The sequence below is a fragment of the Gordonia neofelifaecis NRRL B-59395 genome (genome assembly GCF_000192435.1).
GTDB classification, from domain to species: Bacteria; Actinomycetota; Actinomycetes; order Mycobacteriales; family Mycobacteriaceae; genus Gordonia; species Gordonia neofelifaecis.
Map to the genome: position 1 here is coordinate 309,874 of NZ_AEUD01000002.1, position 21,735 is coordinate 331,608.

At 68.1% G+C, this 21,735-nt stretch carries 21 protein-coding genes and 1 pseudogene; 14 read left to right on the forward strand and 8 right to left on the reverse strand.

All coding sequences use genetic code 11. The features are described 5' to 3' along the window. The first annotated feature begins 7 nt into the window (after positions 1 to 7). Together SCNU_RS03740 and manB are read left to right on the forward strand one after the other, a co-directional pair. Positions 8 to 889, forward strand: coding sequence for a glycosyltransferase family 2 protein (locus tag SCNU_RS03740; RefSeq protein ID WP_009678024.1), 882 nt, complete (start codon positions 8 to 10; stop codon positions 887 to 889). Between the two features lie 38 nt (positions 890 to 927). Further along, positions 928 to 2,021 (forward strand): annotated as a pseudogene (gene manB, locus SCNU_RS03745) (mannose-1-phosphate guanylyltransferase). 15 nt (positions 2,022 to 2,036) lie between these two features. On the opposite strand, the gene SCNU_RS03750 reads toward manB, so the two are convergent. Further along, positions 2,037 to 2,678 (reverse strand): O-methyltransferase, encoded by a 642-nt coding sequence (locus SCNU_RS03750; RefSeq protein WP_009678026.1) that lies wholly within the window; start codon positions 2,676 to 2,678, stop codon positions 2,037 to 2,039. A gap of 128 nt (positions 2,679 to 2,806) precedes the next feature. Between SCNU_RS03750 and sigE the strand changes: the two genes are divergently transcribed. The 4 genes from sigE (at position 2,807) to tatB (ending at position 5,915) form a co-directional block, all read left to right on the forward strand. Beyond that, the gene (sigE, locus tag SCNU_RS03755) at positions 2,807 to 3,520 is read left to right on the forward strand and encodes an RNA polymerase sigma factor SigE (protein WP_420795013.1); all 714 of its coding nucleotides are present in this window, start codon (positions 2,807 to 2,809) and stop codon (positions 3,518 to 3,520) included. An 89-nt stretch (positions 3,521 to 3,609) separates the two neighbouring features. Beyond that, positions 3,610 to 3,978 (forward strand): zf-HC2 domain-containing protein, encoded by a 369-nt coding sequence (locus SCNU_RS03760; RefSeq protein WP_009678028.1) that lies wholly within the window; start codon positions 3,610 to 3,612, stop codon positions 3,976 to 3,978. Between the two features lie 48 nt (positions 3,979 to 4,026). Continuing rightward, on the forward strand, positions 4,027 to 5,457 hold the full coding sequence (locus SCNU_RS03765) for a S1C family serine protease (protein ID WP_009678029.1): 1,431 nt from the start codon (positions 4,027 to 4,029) through the stop codon (positions 5,455 to 5,457). A 38-nt stretch (positions 5,458 to 5,495) separates the two neighbouring features. Next, positions 5,496 to 5,915, forward strand: a complete 420-nt coding sequence (gene tatB / locus SCNU_RS03770) for a Sec-independent protein translocase protein TatB (RefSeq protein ID WP_009678030.1) — start codon at positions 5,496 to 5,498, stop codon at positions 5,913 to 5,915. 61 nt (positions 5,916 to 5,976) lie between these two features. On the opposite strand, the gene SCNU_RS03775 is transcribed toward tatB, so the two are convergent. The 4 genes from SCNU_RS03775 to SCNU_RS03790 all read right to left on the reverse strand — a co-directional run bounded on the left by SCNU_RS03775 (position 5,977) and on the right by SCNU_RS03790 (position 10,176). Further along, a complete protein-coding gene (locus SCNU_RS03775; protein ID WP_009678031.1) occupies positions 5,977 to 7,119 on the reverse strand; it encodes an Mrp/NBP35 family ATP-binding protein in 1,143 nt (380 codons plus the stop codon). A 42-nt stretch (positions 7,120 to 7,161) separates the two neighbouring features. Next, the gene (locus tag SCNU_RS03780) at positions 7,162 to 8,286 is read right to left on the reverse strand and encodes a lytic transglycosylase domain-containing protein (protein WP_009678032.1); all 1,125 of its coding nucleotides are present in this window, start codon (positions 8,284 to 8,286) and stop codon (positions 7,162 to 7,164) included. A gap of 103 nt (positions 8,287 to 8,389) precedes the next feature. After that, on the reverse strand, positions 8,390 to 8,899 hold the full coding sequence (locus SCNU_RS03785) for a DUF1003 domain-containing protein (protein ID WP_009678033.1): 510 nt from the start codon (positions 8,897 to 8,899) through the stop codon (positions 8,390 to 8,392). Beyond that, positions 8,896 to 10,176: a magnesium transporter MgtE N-terminal domain-containing protein gene (locus tag SCNU_RS03790; RefSeq protein ID WP_009678034.1), complete on the reverse strand. Its 1,281-nt coding sequence runs from the start codon at positions 10,174 to 10,176 to the stop codon at positions 8,896 to 8,898. The genes SCNU_RS03785 and SCNU_RS03790 overlap by 4 nt, the downstream gene beginning before the upstream one ends. A gap of 37 nt (positions 10,177 to 10,213) precedes the next feature. Here SCNU_RS03790 and SCNU_RS03795 point away from each other — a divergent pair, with 37 nt between their 5' ends. The 6 genes from SCNU_RS03795 to SCNU_RS03820 all read left to right on the forward strand — a co-directional run bounded on the left by SCNU_RS03795 (position 10,214) and on the right by SCNU_RS03820 (position 16,283). Beyond that, positions 10,214 to 10,690, forward strand: coding sequence for a YflT domain-containing protein (locus tag SCNU_RS03795; RefSeq protein WP_040517518.1), 477 nt, complete (start codon positions 10,214 to 10,216; stop codon positions 10,688 to 10,690). A gap of 160 nt (positions 10,691 to 10,850) precedes the next feature. After that, positions 10,851 to 12,308, forward strand: a complete 1,458-nt coding sequence (locus SCNU_RS03800) for an extracellular solute-binding protein (protein ID WP_009678036.1) — start codon at positions 10,851 to 10,853, stop codon at positions 12,306 to 12,308. A gap of 38 nt (positions 12,309 to 12,346) precedes the next feature. After that, entirely contained in the window at positions 12,347 to 13,606 is a 1,260-nt protein-coding gene (locus SCNU_RS03805) for a carbohydrate ABC transporter permease (protein ID WP_083812549.1), read from the forward strand. 6 nt (positions 13,607 to 13,612) lie between these two features. After that, positions 13,613 to 14,443, forward strand: a complete 831-nt coding sequence (locus SCNU_RS03810) for a carbohydrate ABC transporter permease (protein WP_009678038.1) — start codon at positions 13,613 to 13,615, stop codon at positions 14,441 to 14,443. Between the two features lie 3 nt (positions 14,444 to 14,446). Continuing rightward, positions 14,447 to 15,616, forward strand: coding sequence for an ABC transporter ATP-binding protein (locus SCNU_RS03815; protein WP_009678039.1), 1,170 nt, complete (start codon positions 14,447 to 14,449; stop codon positions 15,614 to 15,616). Positions 15,617 to 15,707: 91 nt separating this feature from the next. Next, positions 15,708 to 16,283 (forward strand): suppressor of fused domain protein, encoded by a 576-nt coding sequence (locus tag SCNU_RS03820; RefSeq protein WP_009678040.1) that lies wholly within the window; start codon positions 15,708 to 15,710, stop codon positions 16,281 to 16,283. A gap of 276 nt (positions 16,284 to 16,559) precedes the next feature. Here SCNU_RS03820 and SCNU_RS03825 read toward each other — a convergent pair whose 3' ends face one another. Then, positions 16,560 to 17,657: a magnesium and cobalt transport protein CorA gene (locus SCNU_RS03825; protein ID WP_040517519.1), complete on the reverse strand. Its 1,098-nt coding sequence runs from the start codon at positions 17,655 to 17,657 to the stop codon at positions 16,560 to 16,562. Positions 17,658 to 17,712: 55 nt separating this feature from the next. Here SCNU_RS03825 and SCNU_RS03830 point away from each other — a divergent pair, with 55 nt between their 5' ends. Then, a complete protein-coding gene (locus tag SCNU_RS03830; RefSeq protein WP_009678042.1) occupies positions 17,713 to 18,330 on the forward strand; it encodes a MarC family protein in 618 nt (205 codons plus the stop codon). A 22-nt stretch (positions 18,331 to 18,352) separates the two neighbouring features. Continuing rightward, a complete protein-coding gene (locus SCNU_RS03835; RefSeq protein ID WP_050792741.1) occupies positions 18,353 to 19,231 on the forward strand; it encodes a glycine betaine ABC transporter substrate-binding protein in 879 nt (292 codons plus the stop codon). A 66-nt stretch (positions 19,232 to 19,297) separates the two neighbouring features. Here SCNU_RS03835 and SCNU_RS03840 read toward each other — a convergent pair whose 3' ends face one another. Beyond that, positions 19,298 to 20,128, reverse strand: a complete 831-nt coding sequence (locus SCNU_RS03840; protein ID WP_009678044.1) for an SDR family NAD(P)-dependent oxidoreductase — start codon at positions 20,126 to 20,128, stop codon at positions 19,298 to 19,300. A 44-nt stretch (positions 20,129 to 20,172) separates the two neighbouring features. After that, positions 20,173 to 21,717 (reverse strand): flavin-containing monooxygenase, encoded by a 1,545-nt coding sequence (locus SCNU_RS03845; protein WP_009678045.1) that lies wholly within the window; start codon positions 21,715 to 21,717, stop codon positions 20,173 to 20,175. Between the last annotated feature and the right edge of the window lie 18 nt (positions 21,718 to 21,735).

The window sequence follows — 21,735 nt, forward strand, 5'->3', positions numbered from 1 at the left end:
TGAGCCGGTGACTGCCAGCTTCGCCGTCGTGACCGTGACGTACTCATCGGGCGACTACCTGCACAATTTCCTCCGCACCCTCACCGCCGCGTCGAGTCAGACCGCGCAGGTGATCATCGCCGACAACGGATCCACCGACGGTGCGCCGGAGCAGGCGGAGGCCGCGTACGACAACGTGACGCTCGTGCGGACCGGCGGCAACATCGGATACGGGGGCGCGGTGAACCGCGGCGTCGCCGAGGTGGACGACGACGTGGAGTTCATCGTGGTCGCCAACCCGGACGTCGAATGGTCGGCGGGTGCGATCGATGAACTGCTCGACGCGGCCCGCCGGTGGCCGCGCGCCGCCAGCCTCGGTCCGCTGATCACCGAGCCGGACGGATCGGTGTACCCGTCGGCACGCCGGGTGCCGGACCTGGTCTCGGGTACCGGCCACGCCGTGCTCGGCGCCGTCTGGAAGTCGAACCCGTGGACCGCCGCGTACCGCGACGACGACGCGGACCTCACCGAACGCCCGGTCGGCTGGCTCTCGGGTTCGTGCCTGCTGCTGCGGCGGGCGGCCTTCGACAACATCGGCGGCTTCGACTCCCGCTACTTCATGTTCATGGAGGACGTCGACCTCGGCGATCGTCTCGGGAAGTCGGGCTGGCTGAACGTCTTCGTGCCGACCTCGTCGGTGATGCACGCGAAGAGCCACTCAGTGAGCAAACACCCCGAGAAGATGATCCCCGCGCATCACGCGAGCGCCTACCGATTCAACGCCGACCGCCATCCGGGACCGCTGCGCGCGCCGCTGCGTCTCGCGCTCCGGGCCGGCCTCGCGGTCCGGTCGAAGATCGCCGTCGCGGCCGCGCTGCGCGAGCAGCGACGCGAGAGCGGGCAGGCGTGACCAGCAACCACGTGACCGTGGACAAGGAAGGAACCTCTGTGACCTCTTCAGTTCAGGCGCTGATCCTCGTCGGAGGCAAGGGCACCAGGCTGCGGCCGCTGACGCTGTCGGCGCCCAAGCCGATGCTGCCGACGGCGGGGACGCCGTTCCTCACGCCTCTGCGCCGTTCCTCACGCATCTGCTGTCGCGGATCCGCGAGGCCGGGATCACCGACGTCGTGCTGGGCACGTCGTATCAGGCGCACGTCTTCTCCGACCATTACGGCGACGGATCCGACCTCGGCCTCGATCTCACCTACGTGACCGAGAGCGAACCGCTCGGCACCGGCGGCGGTATCCGCAACGTGTACGACGAGCTCACGGCCGACACCGTGCTGGTGTTCAACGGCGACGTGCTCGGCGGCACCGATATCCGCGACGTCCTGTCGACCCACGAGTCGTCCGGTGCCGAGGTGACGCTGCACCTGGTGCGCGTCGGCGACCCCCGCGCGTTCGGCTGCGTGCCCACCGATGCCGACGGGCGGGTGACGGCGTTTCTGGAGAAGACGCAGGATCCGCCGACCAACCAGATCAACGCGGGCACCTACGTCTTCGACCGCAAGGTGATCGGGGAGATCCCGGCCGGCCGGCCGGTGTCGGTGGAACGCGAGGTGTTCCCCTCCCTGCTCGCGCAGGGCAGGCACATTCAGGCGCACGTCGATGACGCCTACTGGCGCGACATGGGCACACCGGAGGACTTCGTGCGCGGATCGGCCGACCTGGTGCGAGGCATCGCGCCCTCGCCCGCGGTGCAGAAGCCGTGCGGTGAGTCGCTCGCGCTCGACGGCGCCGACGTGGCGCGCGACGCAGTCCTGATCGGCGGCACGGTCGTCGGGCGCGGCGCGCGCGTCGGAGCGGGGGCCCGGCTGGACGGCGCCGTGGTCTTCGACGGCGCGACGGTCGAGGCCGGCGCGGTGGTCGAGCGCAGCATCGTCGGTTTCGGCGCGACGGTCGGCGCCCACGCACTCGTCCGCGACACCGTCATCGGCGACGGCGCGCAGGTCGGCGCACGGTGCGAACTCCTGCGCGGCGCCCGCGTATGGCCGGGCGTCCAGATCCCGGAGAACGGCATCAGGTTCTCGACCGACGTCTGATCCCCGGCGGTCGCCTCAGAGTTTCGCCGCGGCCAGCAGCCCGGTCCCGACGGGGATCACGGCCGGCAGCAGGCGGTCGTCCTCGGCGATGATCGACGCGGCCTCGCGTGCGGCGAGGGTGCGCGGATCGTTCGCCTCGCGATCGGCGATGGTGCCGTCGGCGGAGGCGTTGTTCACGACCACGAGGCCGCCGGGTCGCAGGATCCGGATCGCCTCGGTCACGAAGAGCGGGTAGCTGAGGGGCGCGCCGTCGACGAACACGAGATCGTAGGCGTCGTCGGCGAGCCTGGTCAGCACATCGGTGGGTGCACCGTTGATCAGCCGGGTGCGACCCGGTGCGATGCCGGCGTCGCCGAACGTCTCGCGAGCCGCACGGTGATGCTCGGGTTCCGGATCGATCGTGGTCAGCACGGCGTTCTCCGGCATTCCGGCGAGCAGCCACAGTCCGCTGATCCCGACGCCGGTGCCGATCTCCACCACGTGCTTCGAACCCGCGACGCGGGCCAGCAACGACAGGAGTGCCCCGGTGGCGGGCGAGATCGCGGACGCGCCGAGCTCCTCGGCGCGCAGTCGTGCCTCGACCAGCGCGTCGTCTTCGATGATGGCGCCTTCTGCGTAATCGCTCAGGGTCTGGGCTGCGGCCGCGGTGTCACTCATGACATCGAGGGTGCCATACGTCGCTGACCTGGGATTGCGGGCACGCCGGTCGGGCGGTCGTCCATCCTTATCAAACACTCAGGCCAGGTACAGGAGGCCCTCATTCGGGTGGGGAAAGGTAGACCGCAATGGTCCGGAATACCGATGGCTCCGAATGCGTTGTTCATGAAGAATCGCGCCGGTGCGTCCGGCAGGCGAAGAGAGGAACTGGCACCTACACGATGACCGTCCCGATGATTGGCCAAGCAGACGACAGCTCGGCGGCAGCGTTCCGTGGCACCGCCGGATTCGACGCGACCGGCGATCGGAACCTCATGCCCAGCTGGGACGAACTCGTGTCAGAGCACGCCGATCGCGTATACCGCCTCGCGTACCGCCTCTCCGGAAATCAGCACGATGCGGAGGACCTGACGCAGGAGACCTTCATTCGTGTGTTCCGGTCGTTGACGAACTACAAGCCGGGCACGTTCGAGGGCTGGCTGCACCGCATCACGACGAACCTGTTCCTCGACATGGTCCGTCGGCGCGGCAAGATCCGCATGGAGGCGCTCGAGCAGGACTACGACCGCATCCCGACGGATACGCCCGATCCGCAGCAGGCGTTCGCCGACGCCAATCTCGATCCGGATCTTCAGGACGCCCTGGATTCGCTGGCTCCGGAATTTCGTGCGGCGGTCGTGCTGTGCGATATCGAAGGGCTGTCGTACGAGGAGGTCGGAACCACGCTCGGCGTCAAGATGGGCACCGTCCGGAGTCGTATCCACCGTGGCCGCCAGGGCATCCGCCAGTACCTCGCAGCGCGCGGTTACACCGACAGCCGCTCGGTCGCGGCGGCGGAGTGACCTCCACGACCCTCCCGGCTTTCGTCGGCTACCCTGGGCGGTGGCGTTAGAGTGAGCTGGAAGTGCATGCGATGAGAGGGGCGACGCCGGTGGGTCTGGGTCAGGCAGGACGTTCACGCGGGAGCCGGTGGCTGCCTGCCGCGTCGTCGATCACGCCGAATCCCGGGTACCGACGTCCGACGGGTTTCGCGTCCACCCAGCATCTGAATCCGGAAGCCGTCGTCGCGTACGTCGACAACGAACTGACCGCACAGGCGGCCGCGCGCGCGGACGCGCACCTGGCGATGTGCCCGGACTGCGCCCGTGAGGTGACCGCGCAGGCTCGCGCGCGGTCGATGCTTCAGACCTGCCAGAACGACCTGAGCGTGCCGGACTCGCTCCGCGCACAACTGAGCCAGATCCCGACGCAGGAGATCGATCTCCGGAGCGACCGGCGCACCAACCGCTGGGGCCGCTGACCCGTGACCGATAGCTCTCCCTCGTCCGATAATCGGCCGACCGACCCGATGCTGCCCGCGCACGATCCGGTCTCCGACGCCGCGTCGGTGTCCGAGGCCGCCGCGACCTTCGGCCGACCGGCGGGCGTCGAGGGGTCGTTCGCGCCCGACGCGGTGCCCGCCGATCGGCCGCAGCCGCAGATCGCACCGCCCGACGCCGTCCTCGCCGAGGCATTCCGGCAGCCGGCGGGGGAGACCGAGACCCTGCAGCGCGATCCGTACGCGCAACCCGAGCCGGACGAGACTCCGGAACCGGATCCGTGGCGCGACCCCGACAGTGCGGTCGGCATGTCGGCACCCGCGGTCGGCGCCGACCCGTCGACCGGCCCGACGCTCTCGGGTCCCAAGATGGGGATCCGCGACGTGCTCTTCGGCGGACGCGTCCACTGGTGGGCGCTCGCCACCCTCGGTCTGCTGGCGCTGTTCGTCGGTCTGTTCGGTGGACTCGTCGGTCGCTGGACCGCCGAGGTCGTCACCCCGCTGCACGCGAACACGGTGCATCTGGAAGGCGAGAGTCCCGATTCGGACGGTGCTACGACCAATGTCGAGCGGGTGGCGAAGGCCGCGGCGAACTCGGTCGTCACGATCGAGGTCCGGACGGCTGTGGACGGCGGCTCCGGATCCGGCTTCATCGTCGACAAGGCCGGTTACATCGTCACCAACAACCATGTGATCTCGAAGGCCGCCAACGATTCGAAGGCGAAGCTGGAAGTCGTCTTCTCCGACCGCCAGCGGGTCCCGGCCCGCTTGGTCGGTCGTGACGTGAAGACCGACCTCGCGGTGATCAAGGTCGACGACGTCGCGAATCTGACCGTCGCGAAGCTCGGCGACTCGGACAAGCTGCAGATCGGTCAAGAGGTGATCGCTTTCGGCTCGCCGCTCGGCCTGGACAAGACCGTCACGAGCGGTATCGTCAGCGCGCTCGACCGCCCGGTGCCGCTGCGTCCGGATGCGGACTCCGACACCGACGCCGTGATCAACGCCATTCAGACGGACGCCTCGATCAATCCCGGTAATTCGGGTGGACCGTTGCTCAACGACGACGGTCAGGTGATCGGCGTCAACACGGCCGGGGCGATGACCGGCGGCGGCTCCATCGGTCTCGGTTTCGCGATACCGATCAACGAGGTCATCCCGATCGCGAACACCCTGATCAAGGACGGAAAGGTCAAGCATCCGTCGGTCGGCATCACCGCCGCGACGGTGCGGAACGACCGGATCTTCGGCGCGGAGGTCAAGGACGTCGCGCCCGGCAGCCCGGCCGCGCAGGCCGGTCTCCGCGAAGGCGATGTGATCACCAAGTTCAACGGTCGCTCCATCGAGGGCGCGGACGAATTGACGGTTGCCGTTCGGACGTCGAAAATCGGAGAGCCGGTGAAGTTCACCTACTGGCGTGACGGTCGATACTTCGACGGCGAGCTCACACCGGTCAGCGACTAGGCCGGCGGTCGGACGGGTTCAGAGAGCGGCGAGGAAACATGTTCAGCAGTGTCGGATGGGGTGAACTCCTCATTCTGTTGGCGGCCGCCCTGATCATCCTCGGTCCAGAACGTCTGCCCGGTGCGGTCACCTGGGCGATGGGCTCGCTGCGCAAGGTCCGCGACTACGCCACCGGTGCGTCATCACAGCTCCGCGACGAGATGGGGCCGGAGTTCGACCAGTTGCGCGAGCCGTTGAGCCAGCTCAACGAGCTCCGGCAGATGAGCCCGAAGAGCATCGTCACCAAGCACATCTTCGACGGCGACTCCTCACCGATCGACGACATGAGCAAGTCGGTCCGCGACACCCTCGACATCAGCCGTACGGTGCCCAAGCAGCAGCCGTCGACCCCCGCAGTCGCCCCGAAGGAGCCGGACACGCCCCGCAAGCACGACGTGACCGACTGGGACGCGACCTAGCGACACCAGACCGGCATCGGAGCGGACTTCGCGTCGAGCGGCCGGCGGACCTTCGCTGCGCTCAGTGACGCGTGGTGTCGATGCCGAGGCTCATGCCCGCCAGTCCGCGACGGCGGACGGCCAGCTTGTCGGCGATGGCACGCAGAGCGGACCCCGAGCCGGATTCCGGCGCCGACAGCACGACCGGGGTGCCTGCGTCGCCGCCCTCGCGGAGATCCTGCTCCAGCGGGACCTGGCCGAGGAGTTCGACGGGGGACCCGACCGCACGCGTGAGGCGCTCGGCCACCATCTGACCGCCGCCCGATCCGAACGGCTCCATCCGTGACCCGTCGGGCAGGTCCATCCACGACATGTTCTCGACGACGCCGAGGATCTTCTGCCGGGTCTGCAGGGCGATGGCGCCCGCGCGCTCGGCGACCTCCGCGGCGGCCTGCTGCGGGGTCGTCACCACGAGGATCTCGGCGCCCGGGATGAGCTGGGCGATCGAGATCGCGACGTCGCCGGTGCCGGGCGGGAGGTCGAGCAGCAGGACGTCGAGGTCGCCCCAGTAGACGTCGGCGAGGAACTGCTGCAATGCGCGGTGCAGCATCGGTCCGCGCCAGGTGACGGGGGTGTTGCCGTCGGTGAACTGACCGATCGAGATGAACTTCACGCCGTGACTCTGCGGCGGCATGATCATCGACTCGACCTGGGTCGGTTTCGCGTCACTGCCGAGCATGCGCGGCACGCTGTGTCCGTAGATGTCGGCGTCGAGCACGCCGACGGAGAGGCCGCGGTCGGCGAGGGCGGTGGCGAGATTGACCGTGACACTGGACTTTCCGACGCCGCCCTTGCCCGACGCGATCGCGTAGACGCGGGTCAGGTTGCCGGGCTTGGCGAACGGGATCTCCGGCTCGGCGCGATCCCCGCGCAGCTTCTTGCGGAGCTCGGTGCGCTGCTCGTCGTCCATCACGTCGAGCTCCACGCGGACGGCGCCGACGCCGGGGACATCGGCGACGGCGGTCTCGACGCTCTCCGAGATCTTGGTCCGCATCGGACACCCCGCAGTGGTCAGATACACGCCGACGTCGACACCGCCGTCGGGGCCGACGGCGACGGACTTGACCATGCCGAGGTCGGTGATCGGCTTGCCGATCTCCGGGTCCATCACCTTGCTGAGTGCGGACCGGACGGCGGATTCAGTGGGAGTGGCGGGGGTGGTCACGCCTCAACCATATCGCTGCCGAGACGGAACCGGACTTCCGGCTCAGCGGTTCGCGGGCTTGGACGTTCCAGTGGGCGCGGGCGACGACTTCTTCGGCTTCGGATCGGGCTGCGGCACGGGCCCGATCCCCGGGGGCAGGCAGATGACGCCCAGGCACGCCTGCGGGGGCTTCGCCGGCGAGGTCTTGCTCGGAGGTGTCGAGGACTTCGGCGACGACGGCGTCGACGTGCCGTCGGGCTTCTTGCCGTCCTTCTTGTCCTTGTCCTTCTTCTTGTCCTTGTCGTCCGGCGCCGCCGACATCTCCGGGATCGGCGTCGTCGGCATGACTCCGGCCGCATACGCGGCGGCCCAGCCCAGCACGTTGTTCACGTACGGCATCGAATGGTTGTAGCGCAGTACGGCGTTGACCTTGTTCTGCCCGGCCATGATGTCGGTGAAGCCCGCGCACAGGTACCGTCCGGCGGAATAGGTGGCGTCGAAGACGTTGTCCGGGTCGGCTTTTCCGTCGCCGTTGCCGTCGCCGCCCCAGGCCGCCCAGGTGCTCGGGATGAACTGCATCGGACCCATGGCGCGGTCGTGCCCGGCGTCGCCGTCGAGGCGGCCGCCGTCGGAGTCGTGGATGACGGCATTGCCTGCGAGCGAGCCGTCGAGCACCGGGCCGCGGATCTTGGTGCGGGTGTTGCCGTAGGCGTCGACGTTGCCGTTGCCCGCGTGCCCGGACTCGATGCGCCCGATGCCGGCCAGCAGGTACCACGGCAGCTTGCACTGCGGCGACTCGGCGGCGACGCGGGTCGCGGCGAGCTTGTATGCCTTCAAGACGACGCCGGGAATGCCGAGCGGACCTGCCGGCAGGTCAGCGGCCAGCCGGAACTGGGCGTCGCCGTCACCGGCGACCGCAGCCGGGTCGGCGGGCGGTGCGAATCCGACCAGCGGAGTGTCGCCCGCGGGGACCGTGTCGGCGACCGCCCGAGCGGCCAGCACGGTCTGATCGCCGGCGAGATCGACGCTGGACTGGGTGGCGAGTGTGGAGGCGGGGTCGGCGGCGACGCTCGAGACCGTGCCGCCCAGGACCAGGACGCCGAGGGCCGCGGCAGTGGTGCCGACGGCGAGCCCGCGGCGCGGCACGTGCACCCGGTTCGGGTGGCTGCGCCAGAACGTCATCCCCATCGGTTCTCACTTCACTCGCGTGTCGTTCACATCGAAATCGGGGGAAGTCTGCGATCATCCCCCCGACGACTGTGAGCCAGCATACATGCACGATTTCCGTCGGTCATGTCGGATCCGTTTCTTCGGCTTCGGCCGTCTTCGCGACGATCCGATCGACGAGTTCGTCGACCAGGTCGTCGAGCTCGCGGCGCAGATAGTCGCGGGTGACGGTGTCGCCCACGGCCAGTCGCACGGCGGCGAGTTCACGGGCGAGGAACTCGGTGTCGTCCTTGGTCTGGGCGGCGCGCGCACGATCCTCTTCGAGCGAGACGCGGTCGCGGTTCTCCTGCCGGTTCTGCGCCAGCAGGATGAGGGGAGCGGCGTACGCGGCCTGTGTGGAGAACGCCAGATTGAGCAGGATGAACGGATACGGATCCCACTCGAAGGCGAAGATGCCGATGTTCAGCAGGATCCAGACCACCACGATGACCGTCTGGATGAGCAGATAGCGGCCGGTGCCGAGGAACCGGGCGATTCGCTCGCTGTAGACGCCGACGACGTCGGAGTCGAGGTTGAAGTTGAACCGGCCGCGGCGCGGGCTCGGCGTGTCGAGATGGCGTCCGGCAGGACTCATGGAGCGGTCCCTTCGGGGTCGGTCTCGCGCCAGTCACGCGGGAGGAGAGCGTCGAGGAGGTCGTCGACGACGACGGCGCCCAGGAGGTGGTCGGCTTCGTCGATCACCGGAGCGCACACCAGATTGTAGGTGGCGAAGAAGCGGGTCATCTTCTCCAGCGAGTCGTCGGCCATCAGACGCGGCATCTCGGTGTCCAGGATGCCGCCGACCAGGTTGGCCGGCGGTTCGCGCAGCAACGCCTGCGTGTGGACCGCACCGAGGAACTTGCCGGTCGGCGTGTTGGTCGGCGGCCGGACGACGAACACCATGCTCGCCGACGCCGAGTTCACGTCCGGGTCGCGGACGCGGGCGAGCGCCTCCGAGACGGTGGCGTTCGCCGTGACGATGAGCGGTTCCGGAGTCATGACGCCGCCGGCGGTGTCGGGGGAGTGCAGCAGCAGTCGGCGGACGGACTCCGAGTCCTCGGGGTCCATGCGGGACAGGAAGGCCTCCGCCTCGGCCTGCGGAAGCTCGCCCATCAGGTCGGCCACATCGTCGGGGTCCATCGCCTCCAGCACGTCGGCGGCGCGGTCGGGCTCCATGCTGCCCAGGATGGCCGTCTGATCGTCGGTCGGCATCTCCTGGAGGACGTCGGCCAGCCGCTCGTTGTCGAGGGCGCCGGCGATCTCGTTCCGGCGCTTGACCGGCAGCTCGCGGAGTGCGTTCGCGACGTCCGGCGCGCGCATGTCCTCGAACTGGGCCAGGGCCATCTCGACGCCCTGTCCGGGCCGCGACAGTTCGAGCCGGTTCATGCCGAGCACATGTCGCCATTGCACGACGATGGTCTCGCCGCGCCTGCGCAGTCCCTTGCGCGTGGTGCGCAGCGCGACGCGGCTGACCATCCAGTCGCGCGTCCGGTTCTGTTCGATCGCCAGGTCGACGACGGTCAGGTCGACGTCGTGCAACTCGGGGTAGTCGGGGTCGTCGATCCGCACCCGCGTGTCGAGGATCTGGCCCACCGCGAGCGCCTCGTTCGGCCGGACCCGCAGTTTGCGCAGGTTCACGTGGCCGGTGGTCAGCGTCACTGCATCCGGCTCGATGCTGGTCACGCGCAGCATCGGCACGAAGATCCGCCTGCGGGTGGTCAACTCGACTGCGAGACCGAGAGCGCGAGGCTGCTTGCCCGGCATGTGCATCGACACGACGACGTCGCGGACCCGGCCGATCGATTCACCGTCGGGGCCGAGGACGGCGAGGCCGACTAGTCTGGCGACAAAGACCTTGAGGGCGGGCGTCATGCGTCAAGCCTAAAGTGATCCGAGCTCAGGAGCCGAAGTGACGAACCCAATGCGACCGATGCCGGGCTTGCCGACGCCCCCGAAGGGCTGGCCGGTCGGGTCCTACGACACCTACGCGCAGGCGCAGCGCGCCGTGGACTACCTGTCCGACAACGAGTTCCAGGTCGACAATCTGACGATCGTCGGCGTCGACCTGATGCAGGTCGAGAAGGTGCTCGGCAGGCTCACCTGGGGCAAGGTGGTCGCAGGCGGCATCGGCTCGGGCGCCTGGCTCGGCCTGTTCTTCGGCGCGCTGGTCTCGCTGGTCGTCGGCACCTCCTGGACGCCGATCCTGTTCGGCGTCATCGCCGGCATGGTGTTCGGCCTGATCAGTGCGGCGATCCCGTACGCCGCCACGCGCGGTCAGCGTGACTTCACCTCGACCATGCAGCTCGTCGCCGGCCGGTACGACGTCCTCTGTGATCCGCGCACTGCGGAACAGGCGCGAGACATGCTGGCCAAACTGGCCCTGTAGACCTCGCGGACCCGCGGCGAAGTCGGTCGCGGTGCGAACTCTGGCGCGCCGTGGGGTCATCGTGTGCGCTATGTCACCTGTCGTGGGATAACCTAAGCCCCGCATCGGCTTTCACAGCTGATTCTTAGACGAGGCCGACAGGCAGGAGGCTGGCAGCGAGATGAGCAAGGGTAGATCCGCGCCGAGGACACGATCGCTCGTCCGGCGGCTGTCGGCGGCGGCGTTGGCGGCGGCGGTCGTCGCGCCGATGCTGGCCAGCTGTTCGAACGGCTACGAGCAGGGCGTTCTGAACATCTATGCGCCGGCGGACGGCTTCGACTACATCAAGCAGTTCGCACAGACATGCAGCGACGAGTCCGGCGGCCGATACAAGCTGCAGGCCAACGTGCTGCCGAAGGGGGCGGACGACCAGCGTCTGCAGTTGGCGCGGCGGCTCGCCGGCAACGATCACACGCTCGACCTCATGGCCATGGACGTGGTCTGGACCGCGGAGTTCGCCAACGCGGGCTGGATGGTCCCGGTTCCGGAGGACACCGCCGCGGAGATCGAGAGGACGAACCTCGCGGGTCCGGTGGCCAGCGCCATGTGGCAGCGGCCCGACGACCCGTCCAAGCGGCTGTACGCGACGCCGCTGTGGACCAACACGCAGTTGCTCTGGTACCGCCCCGACCTGTCGAAGGAGATGCTCGGCACGCGGAAGGCGCCCACCACGTGGGACCGCATGCTGGCCGAGACGCAGATCATCAGGAAGCAGGGCGGACCCAGCTGGATCATGGTCCAGGCCAAGCAGTATGAGGGTCTGATGGTGTGGTTCAACTCGCTGCTGGCGAGTGCGGGCGGCTCGGTGCTGGACCCGAACGATCCGTCGAAGGTGACCCTCAACGACACTCCGGCGCACCGTGCGTCCACACTCAAGGCGCTGCAGGTGATGAAGGCCGTCGCGACCGCTCCCGGCCACGATCCGTCCATCACGCAGTCGGACGAGGGCACGGCGCGACTCGGCATGGAGACCGGCAAGGCCGCGTTCGAGATCAACTGGCCGTTCGTGTGGGCATCGGCCCGCACCAACGGAGCCACCGGCGACGTCGCCTTCCTTCAGGACGTTCTGGCGCCCTACAAGGACATGCTCACCGACGAGGAGAACCCGCCGACCGACGCGCAGCTGGCGCCGATCAACGTCAAGATGCGCAAGCGATTCGACTTCGCACTCTTCCCCGGCGTGTTCCCGGACAAGCCGGCGAAATCGACACTCGGCGGGCTCAACCTCGCCGTCGCGTCCACCTCGCAGCAGCCGGAGCTGGCTGCGGAGGCGGCGAAGTGCATGACCGGTGAGCAGGCGCAGAAGGTCTATGCGATCTCCGGCGGCACCCCGCCGACCATCGAGGCGATCTACGACGACAAGGACTTCAAGCTGGCCTATCCGATGGGCGACGACATCCGCACCCAGCTGGAGGCGGATCATGCGGCGATCCGGCCCGCGTCGCCGCAGTACCAGGCGATCTCGACGCTGGTGACCGCCACACTGGCACCGGTCGGCGCCTGGGACCCGGCACAGATGGTCGACGATCTGGCCGACCAGGTGCAGAAGGCGATCGACGGCGAGGGGATCATCCCGTGACCGACGGTAAGAACGACGACGGCATGAACGACGACGGCATGAACGACGACCAGAGCCCGCCGGAGTCCGGTGCCGGTTGGGGGCTGAATCCCAACTCGCCGATGCCGGACAGCACTCCGGGCAAGCACATGCGACCCGAGGACAACGCGGCTGCGGAGTCCGACGACGTCCCGGCCTCCGACGGCGCGCCCTCGGTGCATTCGGACGTCTGGGTCGCGCCCCCGACACCCGTGACCGGCCCGCCCGTCGAGCCGGCACGGCCGACGGAACCGATGACTCAGCAGCCGCCGGTGCCCGTGGGCGCCGCGTCGGCCGCCGCCTCGCAGTCCGCACCTCGCAGCGACCACGGAGGTCCGATGACCGAGATCCTCGACACCGGTCCCACACCCGCCCAGGCGGACGGACCCGGACGCAAGGCCACCGGCCGCAAGTCGTCGGAGCGCAAGCTGGCGTACTGGCTGATCGCGCCCGCCGCGATCGTGATGGCCCTGGTGACCGGTTACCCGATCGTCTACGCGTTCTGGCTGTCGCTGAACAAGGCGACGCTTACCGCTCCGGACGACCAGCAGTTCATCTGGTTCTCGAATTACGCCACCGTGCTCAGCGACGGGTACTGGTGGTCGGCGCTGGGCGTGACGGTGTTCATCACCCTGGTCTCGGTGCTCATCGAACTCGTGCTCGGCATGGCCATCGCCCTGGTGATGCATCGGACGATCTTCGGTCGGGGAACCGTTCGCACCGTGGTGCTGATTCCCTACGGCATCGTGACCGTGGCCGCGGCGTTCTCCTGGTACTACGCGTGGACACCCGGCACCGGCTACCTGGCGAACCTCCTGCCGGACGGATCGGCACCGCTGACCCAGCAGTGGCCGTCGTTGTTCATCATCATCCTCGCCGAAGTCTGGAAGACGACGCCGTTCATGGCGCTGCTGCTGCTCGCCGGTCTCGCGCTGGTGCCCGACGACCTGCTGAAGGCCGCGCAGCTCGACGGAGCCGGTGCGTGGACGCGGCTGTTCCGGATCATCCTGCCGCTGATGAAGCCCGCCATCCTGGTGGCCCTGCTGTTCCGTACGCTCGACGCGTTCCGGATCTTCGACAACATCTACGTCCTGACCGCGGGCTCCAACGGGACGGGGTCGGTGTCGATGCTCGGCTACGACAACCTGTTCAAGGCGTTCAACCTCGGTGTCGGATCGGCGATCAGCATTCTGATCTTCGTGTGCGTCGCGATCATCGCGTTCGTGTTCATCAAGGGGTTCGGCGCCGCGGCGCCCGGCTCCGACGACGAGGGGAGGTGACCACTGATGAACGCGAACCTTCGTCGTAAAGTCGGGTGGACCGTCGCCAATGTCCTGGTGGTGCTCTATGCGATCATCCCGCTCTGGTGGATCATCAGCCTGTCGTTCAAGCCGCCCGGGAGCGTCACCGACGGCAGCTTCATCCCGAAGCAGTGGACCTTCGAGAACTACAAGGGCATCTTCGACACGAGCCTGTTCACGTCCGCGCTGATCAACTCGATCGGCATCGGGCTCATCACCACGGTGATCGCCGTGGTCCTTGGCACGATGGCCGCCTACGCGGTCGCGCGCCTCGAATTCCGCGGCAAGAAGGTGCTGATCGGCGCCGCGCTGCTGATCGCGATGTTCCCGCAGATCTCGCTCGTCACCCCGCTGTTCAACATCGAGCGACGCCTCGGTCTGTTCGACACCTGGCTCGGGCTGATCCTGCCGTACGTGGCCTTCGCGCTGCCGCTGGCGATCTACACGCTGTCCGCGTTCTTCCGGGAGATCCCGTGGGATCTGGAGAAGGCGGCGCAGATGGACGGCGCTACCCCGTCGCAGGCGTTCCGGCGGGTGATCGTGCCGCTGGCCGCGCCGGGCGTGGTGACCGCGGCGATCCTGGTGTTCATCTTCGCCTGGAACGACCTGCTGCTGGCGTTGTCACTGACGTCGACCGAGAACGCGGAGACCGCGCCCGTCGCGATCTCGCAGTTCACCGGTAGCAGTCAGTTCGAGGAACCCACCGGTGCGATCGCGGCAGCGGCCGTCGTCATCACCATTCCGATCATCATCTTCGTGCTCTTCTTCCAACGTCGTATCGTGGCCGGTCTGACCTCCGGCGCGGTGAAGGGATAACCCATGGCCGACATCGTTCTGGAGAACGTCTCCAAGCAGTACCCGGACGGCTCGATGGCCGTGCACGAGGTGAACCTGAGTATCGCCGAGGGCGAGTTCGTCATTCTGGTCGGCCCGTCCGGCTGCGGAAAGTCGACGACGCTCAACATGATCGCGGGTCTGGAGGACATCACTTCGGGCGAGCTGCGCATCGGCGGCACGCGGATGAACGAGGTGGCTCCGAAGGACCGCGACATCGCGATGGTCTTTCAGAGCTACGCGCTGTACCCGCACATGTCCGTGCGGCAGAACATCGCGTTCCCGCTGACCCTGGCGAAGGTCGACAAGGCCGAGATCGAGCGGCGCGTGAACGACGCGGCCAAGATGCTCGATCTCACCGAGTACCTCGATCGCAAGCCGGCGAACCTGTCGGGCGGTCAGCGGCAGCGCGTCGCGATGGGCCGCGCGATCGTGCGGACGCCGAACGCCTTCCTGATGGACGAGCCGCTGTCGAACCTGGACGCGAAACTCCGCGTCCAGATGCGAACCGAGATCGCATCGCTGCAGGCGCGACTGGGCACGACCACCGTGTACGTGACGCACGACCAGACCGAGGCGATGACCCTCGGCGACCGCGTCGTCGTGATGCGGTCCGGCTACGTCCAGCAGGTGGGTGCGCCACAGGAGCTGTACGACCGTCCGGCGAACCTCTTCGTCGCGGGCTTCATCGGCTCTCCGTCGATGAACTTCATCCCGGGCAGGCTCACCGCGAGCGGTGTGGACACGTCGATCGGGCACATCGATTTCGCCGACTACAACGACATCACCGGCCGGGCGCGGGCCGCGGGCTGCAACGGCGAGGTGCTGCTCGGCATCCGTCCCGAGCACCTGGTGGACGCCGCGCTGACCCATGAGGCCGAGCTGGCGGGCTTCCTGTCGTTCCCGATCACCGTCGACCTGGTCGAGTCGATGGGTTCCGATAAGTACGTCTATTTCGGCTGGGATGCGCCCGATGCGGCGAACCGGGTGCTGTCGGAGCTCGCCGAGGATCTCGGCTCGACGACCGCGGGTGGTCAGAAGGTCGCGCGTCTGGCGCCGTACACGCAGGCGCGACGCGGCGAGCGTCTCACCCTCGCGCTGAATCCGGATCGCCTGCACGTCTTCGACACCGCGAGTGGCGTCTCGCTGCGCTAGTACGCCGGCAGACAGTCACGACGACAGCACTGTCGTTCGGTGCCACCGGGTGACACCGAACGACAGTGCTGTCTTGTGCTTGACTGGTCCGATGAGCTCAGTCGGCGACAAGGTGGTCGCGCATGTGTCCGCGGCGGTCGGAACGCAGCCGCAGCGCGCGTCGGTGACGTTCCTCGGCGTCGAGCCGATCGACGTGCTTCGCTTCGCCGACGGTGACGACGTGGTGTACGCGACGGTCGGATGCGCCCGTCACCCGATGCACGATCCGTCCGACTTCGCGCCCGATCCGGTTCGCGGTCCGCGCGCCGAGGTCACCATGACGATGCGTGCGACGATGCCGTTGCCGGGACTGCACAAGTCGCTGGCGATGCTGGCCGCGGCGCCGGCGGTCGAAGGGCTGATCCTCGCAGAGGACTCCCTGGTCGATCTGCAGGAGCCGCTGTGGGCCGGTGCCATCTGCTCGGCGTTCCTGCTGACCGCCGACGACCGCTTCACCGATCTGCCGCTCGACGACCCCGCCGATCCCGTCCGCTTCCTGCGCGCCGTGCCGATCACCGCGAACGAGGCCGCCTGGGTCCGGCTCAAGGGCGCGGACGAACTGCGCGCCGCATGGACCGAAGCCGGCACGGACGTCACCGACCCGCGTCGCGCGGCGGTCGCGCCGTAGTCGGCCGGGGCAGAGTTCTTCCACCGGATTAGCGGGCGCGGCCCCATCGTTGGTTACACGCCCCATTAGCGAGCGGAGCGAGTCGAAACCTGTGTCACGCGGGCTGGGTGTCCCGGGTTCGGATCGATTCTCGCCATGGTTTCGACCGATTCTCGGCCTTCGGCCTCGTGAATCGGCTCAACCCGCGACTCCGCCGCGCGGCTCAACCCGCGACTCCGCCGCGCGGCTCAACCCGCGGCTCCGCCGCGCGGCTCAACCCGCGGCTCCGCCGCGCGCTCACAGCCAGTTGTACCGGTGGAAGATGCGCCAGAGAAGGAAGCAGACGGACAGCAGGATCAGCAGCAGGACCGGGTAGCTCCATTTGTTGTGGAGTTCGGGCATGTAGTCGAAGTTCATGCCGTAGATGCCCGCGACCGCGGTCGGGACCGCGGCGATGCCCGCCCAGGCGGAGATCTTTCGCATGTCGGTGTTCATCTGGGTGCTCACCTTGGTGGCCGCCGCGTTCAGCAGCGTGGTCAGGCGCTCGTCGTACTCGACGACCATCTCGTTCACCGCGGTCAGGTGGTCGGCGACGTCGCGGAAGTGCTTGCGGATCTCTTTGCCGTTGGGTGTCAGCGCGGCGGCTTCCAGGGTGCCGTTGGTGCCGGACAGCAGCGACAGCGGCGATCCGAGCGGATGGACCGCGCGGCGCAACTGGAGCACCTCGCGTTTGAACAGGTAGACGATGTCGATGTCGAGATCACGTGACGAGGCGGCGAACACGCGCTCCTCGAGATCGTCGACGTCGGACTCCATGTCGTCGACGACGTCGACGTACGAGTCGACCACCCGGTCGGCGACGGCGTGCACGACCGTCGCGGGACCGAGGCGCAGGTGATCGGGCTCGGCCTCCAGCCTGCTCCGGACTCCGGCGAGGTGGGTGTGATCACCGTGCCGGACGGTGATGACGAAGTCGCGGCCGGCAAGGACCATGATCTCGCCGGTCTCGACGATGTCGTTAGCGACCTCGTCGTCGTCGTGATCGATGTACTTGACGGTCCGCAGCACCAGGAACATCGTGTCGTCGTACAGCTCGAGCTTCGGGCGCTGGTGGGCGTGGACCGCGTCTTCGACCATCAGCGGGTGGAGGCCGAAAGCCGCGGCGACGTCGTTCATCTGCCGCTCGTCGGGCTGGTGCAGCCCGAGCCAGACGAAACCGCTGCCCGTCGCGCGGACGAACGCGAGCGCAGCACGGAAGTCCGGCGGCGTCGGCTGCCGGACGCCGTCGACGTAGACACCACAGTCCACCACGGCGCGAGCCACCGGCACCGGCGGCGGGGAGACGGCCGCCGCCTTCCCCTGGCCGCGGTTTCCGGGCTGCAGCATTCTCGGCATGGACGGCACACGTCGACCTTAGCGAGCCGCCGCGGCCCACGCTTACACTCAGTCCGTGCCATTCGACGTCTCCGTATACACGACGACGGCCATCACGCTGATCGTCATCATGGACCCGCCGGGACAGGTGCCGGTGTTCCTGTCGCTCGTCGGCCGCAGGTCGCCGGAGTATCGCCGCAAGGCCGCATGGCAGGCGCCGCTGGTCTCGCTGTTCGTGATCAGCCTGTTCGCGGTCGGCGGTCGGGCCATTCTGGCGTACCTGCACATCGGCATTCCGGCACTCCAGGGCGCAGGCGGACTGCTGTTGCTGCTGGTGGCGCTGCAGTTGTTGACTGGGCTGGGCGCGTCGAGCGCCGACAAGGTCGACGACGACGTGAACGTGGCGCTGGTGCCGCTCGGAACGCCCCTGCTGGCCGGGCCCGGCGCGATCGCCGCGGTCATCGTGGCGGTCAGTCAGGTGCACGGCGACATCAGCGGGTACACGGCCATCGCGGCGGGGATCCTCACCGCGCACGCCGTCGTCGCGCTGGCACTGATGTTCTCGACGAGCATCATCAAGGTGCTCCGCGTCAGTGGGATCACCCTTCTCGCAAAGATCGCCGGCCTGCTGCTCGCGGCGATCGCGGTGCAGTTGATCGCGACGTCGGTGATCGGCTTCGCCGCGACGGCGTGAGCGTCGACTAACGTTGGCGGCGATGTCTACTCGACGATTTCCCCGCCGCCTGGCCGGAGCCGTGGTCGCGGCCGGCGCCCTGTTCGCATTGGTGACGGCCTGCGGATCCGATGATCCGGTGCCGCTGCGCGTGAGCAGCGACGGCACGCCCGCGATGCGCGTCGCCGCCCAGATCTACGGCGGGGCACTGGCCCGGACCGGTGTGCCGATCGACGTGCTCGATTCAGCGGCCGGAGACCGTCGCCTGCTCGACGCGGCGGCCCAGGGCGACGTCGACTTGTTCCCGGCGTTCACCGGCGACCTGCTGACCTCGCTGACACCGAATCCCGAGGCTCGGTCGAGTGAGGACGTGGAGAACGCGGTCAACCGCGCGCTGCCGCAGGGGGTGACCATCGGTGATCCGGCGGGGGTGAGCGATCGCAGGCAGTTGGTGGTGGCGCAGGCATTGGTCGACGCGCATCAGCTCACCGATCTGTCGCAGTGCGCCGCCTTGCCGCCGGGACTGCCGTTGGTCACGACGGGGGTCCTGACAGCGGAGGAACGCCAGTCGTTCGACGTCTGCCGCTTCGGTGCGATCGAGGACCGCCGGACGCCGTCCGAGGTGGCCGACCGAGTCCGCGACGGCCGGGCACTGGGGACTTTGACCGGACTGGAGGCGGCCACCGCCCTCACCGGTCGCGACGATGTGACGGCGCTGCGTTCGCAGGACGCCGGTCCGATGGCCCAGGACCTGGTTCCGGTCTATCGCGCCGGACAGATCGGGAAGTCGCAGATGAAGGCGCTGAGCCGGGTCGCCGGAGAGCTGACCACCGCGGATCTGGCGGAGCTCGCCGCGCGGGTCGAGGCCGGCGCTGCCCCGGGAGCCGTCGCGAATGAGTGGATCAGCACCCACGGGGTCTGATCGGGGCAGACAGCGAAGAGCCGCCGCGACGGTCTGTCGCGGCGGCTCTTCCCGTTCGGGGGCGTGCTACTTGGTGCGGTTCAGCGCCCACCCGGTGATCCGGGCACCGATGCCCTGGTAGCCGGAGGCGACCAACCGCACACAGACATCGAGCACCTTCGCGTCGGCACCGACGAGGACGCGGGCGCGGTCGCGCTCCACGGCCTTGATGATGATGTCGGCTGCCTTCTCCGAGCTGGTGTTCGCCAGGTACTTGTCGAACAGTTCCGCGGTCTTCGCCTGGTCGTGATCGCCCGAGGTGGTGGCGTTGCGGGCGATCGCCGTCTTGATGCCGCCCGGGTGCACGCAGGTCACCTTGACCGGGTGCTTGGCGATGATCATCTCCTGGTTGAGCGCCTCGGTGAAGCCGCGCACTGCGAACTTGGCCGAGTTGTAGGCGGCCTGGCCCGGCTCGGCGAGCAGACCGAACAGCGACGAGGTGTTGACGACATGACCGTCGCCCGAGGCGATCAGGTACGGCAGGAAGGCCTTGGTGCCGTTGACGACACCCCAGTAGTCGATGTCCATGACACGCTCGATGTCCTTGAACTCCATCGTCTCGACCTCGCCGTGGTGTGCGATGCCCGCATTGTTGAAGATGGCGTTCACGGTGCCGAAATGTCCGGCGACGGTGTCGGCGTACTCGAGCACGGCTTCGCGTTCGGCGACGTTGAGGAGCTGGCTGTGCACCTGGGCGCCGGTTGCGGCGACGAGGCGCTCGGTCTCGGCCAGTCCGTCGGGGTTCACGTCCGAGATGGCGATCTTGGCGCCGCGCTTGGCGAGCTTGACGGCCAGGTCGCGGCCCATGCCCGATCCTGCTCCGGTGATGACGATGACCTTGTTGTTGAAGTCCTTCATGGATTCTCCTGGAAGTTCGGTGAACTGAACGGTTGGTGTTGGAGTCAGGCGTCGACGGTGACGGCGTCGTCGGCGGGCGCCGCGTCGTCAGGCGTCGTGGTGGTCACGGCATCGGCCGTCAGGGTCTGGTAGGCGTCGAGGTCGAACGACCGCGTCTGATTGCGGAAGTTGAAGGTGAATCCCGGCCACAGGACGGTGATGTTGCCGTTCGCGTCCTTGTACCAGGAGGCGCAGCCGCCGTTGATCCACACGCTGTTGCGGAGGGTGTGCTGGATGTCGGCGTTGAACCGGTCTTGCGCCGCCTTGGTGACCTCGGTCCGCACGATGCCCCGCGCACGCGTCTTGCGGACGTAGTCGACCAGGTAGTTCAACTGCGACTCGATCATGTAGACCATCGAGGTGTGGCCGAGACCGGTCGAGGGGCCGATCAGCAGCATCAAGTTCGGGAACCCGTTGATGAACGAGCCCTTGTAGGCCTGCATGCCCTCGACCGCCCACACGTCGGCGAGGCTCTTGCCGTCGGTGCCGACGATGGTGTCGAACACCGGGGAGTCGGTGACGTGGAAACCGGTCGCGACGACGATCACGTCGACGTCGCGGGCGGTGCCGTCGGAGGTGACGATCCCGGTCTCGGTGACGCGGGCGATGCCGTCGGTCACCAGCTCGACGTTGTCCTGGTCGAGCGTCGGGTACCACTCGTTCGACTTCAGGATCCGCTTGCAGCCGACGGCGAATTTCGGCGTCACGGCCTTGCGGAGCTCGGGGTCGCGGATGCCGCGGAAGATGTTGGCCCGGCTCAGTGCCTCAACCGGCTTGAGAGCCTTCGGAGCGTACGTCATGCCCGCCGCGACGACCTCGTTGAACGAGTAGATTCCGCCGCGGATGGCCGCCTGCAGGCCGGGGATATTCTTGAACGCCCAGTTCTCGACGCTCAGGTAGGGGCGCTCGTTGCGGGGGATGATCCACGGTGCGGTGCGCTGGTAGACGTCCATGTGGCCGACGACCTTGCCAAGCTGCGGAACGATCTGGATGGCCGAGGCGCCGGTGCCGATGACGGCGACGCGCTTGCCGGTGAAGTCGTAGTCGGTGTCCCATCGGGCGGAGTGGACGATCTTGCCCCGGTAGTCGTCGAATCCGTCGATGTCGGGGAGGTTCGGCTCACAGAGCGGGCCCACGCCGCCGACCAGGGTGCGTGCGGTCAGCGACAGCTTCTCGCCGTCGCGCTCGTAGTCGATGCGCCAGCGGCTGGTCGCCTCGTCCCACTCCGCGTGGGTGACGTCGGAGCCGAACAGTGCGTGGTCGCCGATCTGGTGCTCGTCGGCGACGGCGTTGATGTAGCGGTGGATCTCCGGCTGGTGCGAGTACGACCGCGACCACTCCGGGTTGAGAGCGAAGGAGTACGAGTACAGGTGCGAGGGGACGTCGCACGCGGCGCCGGGGTAGACGTTGTCGCGCCAGGTGCCGCCGAAGTCGTGGCCGCGGTCGAGGAGGACGTAGTCGTCGACGCCTTCCTGGGCGAGCTTGATGGCTGCGCCGAGGCCGGAGAACCCGGCGCCGATGATCGCGATCTCTACATCATGCGTTGTCATGGTGCCAACCATAAGCGC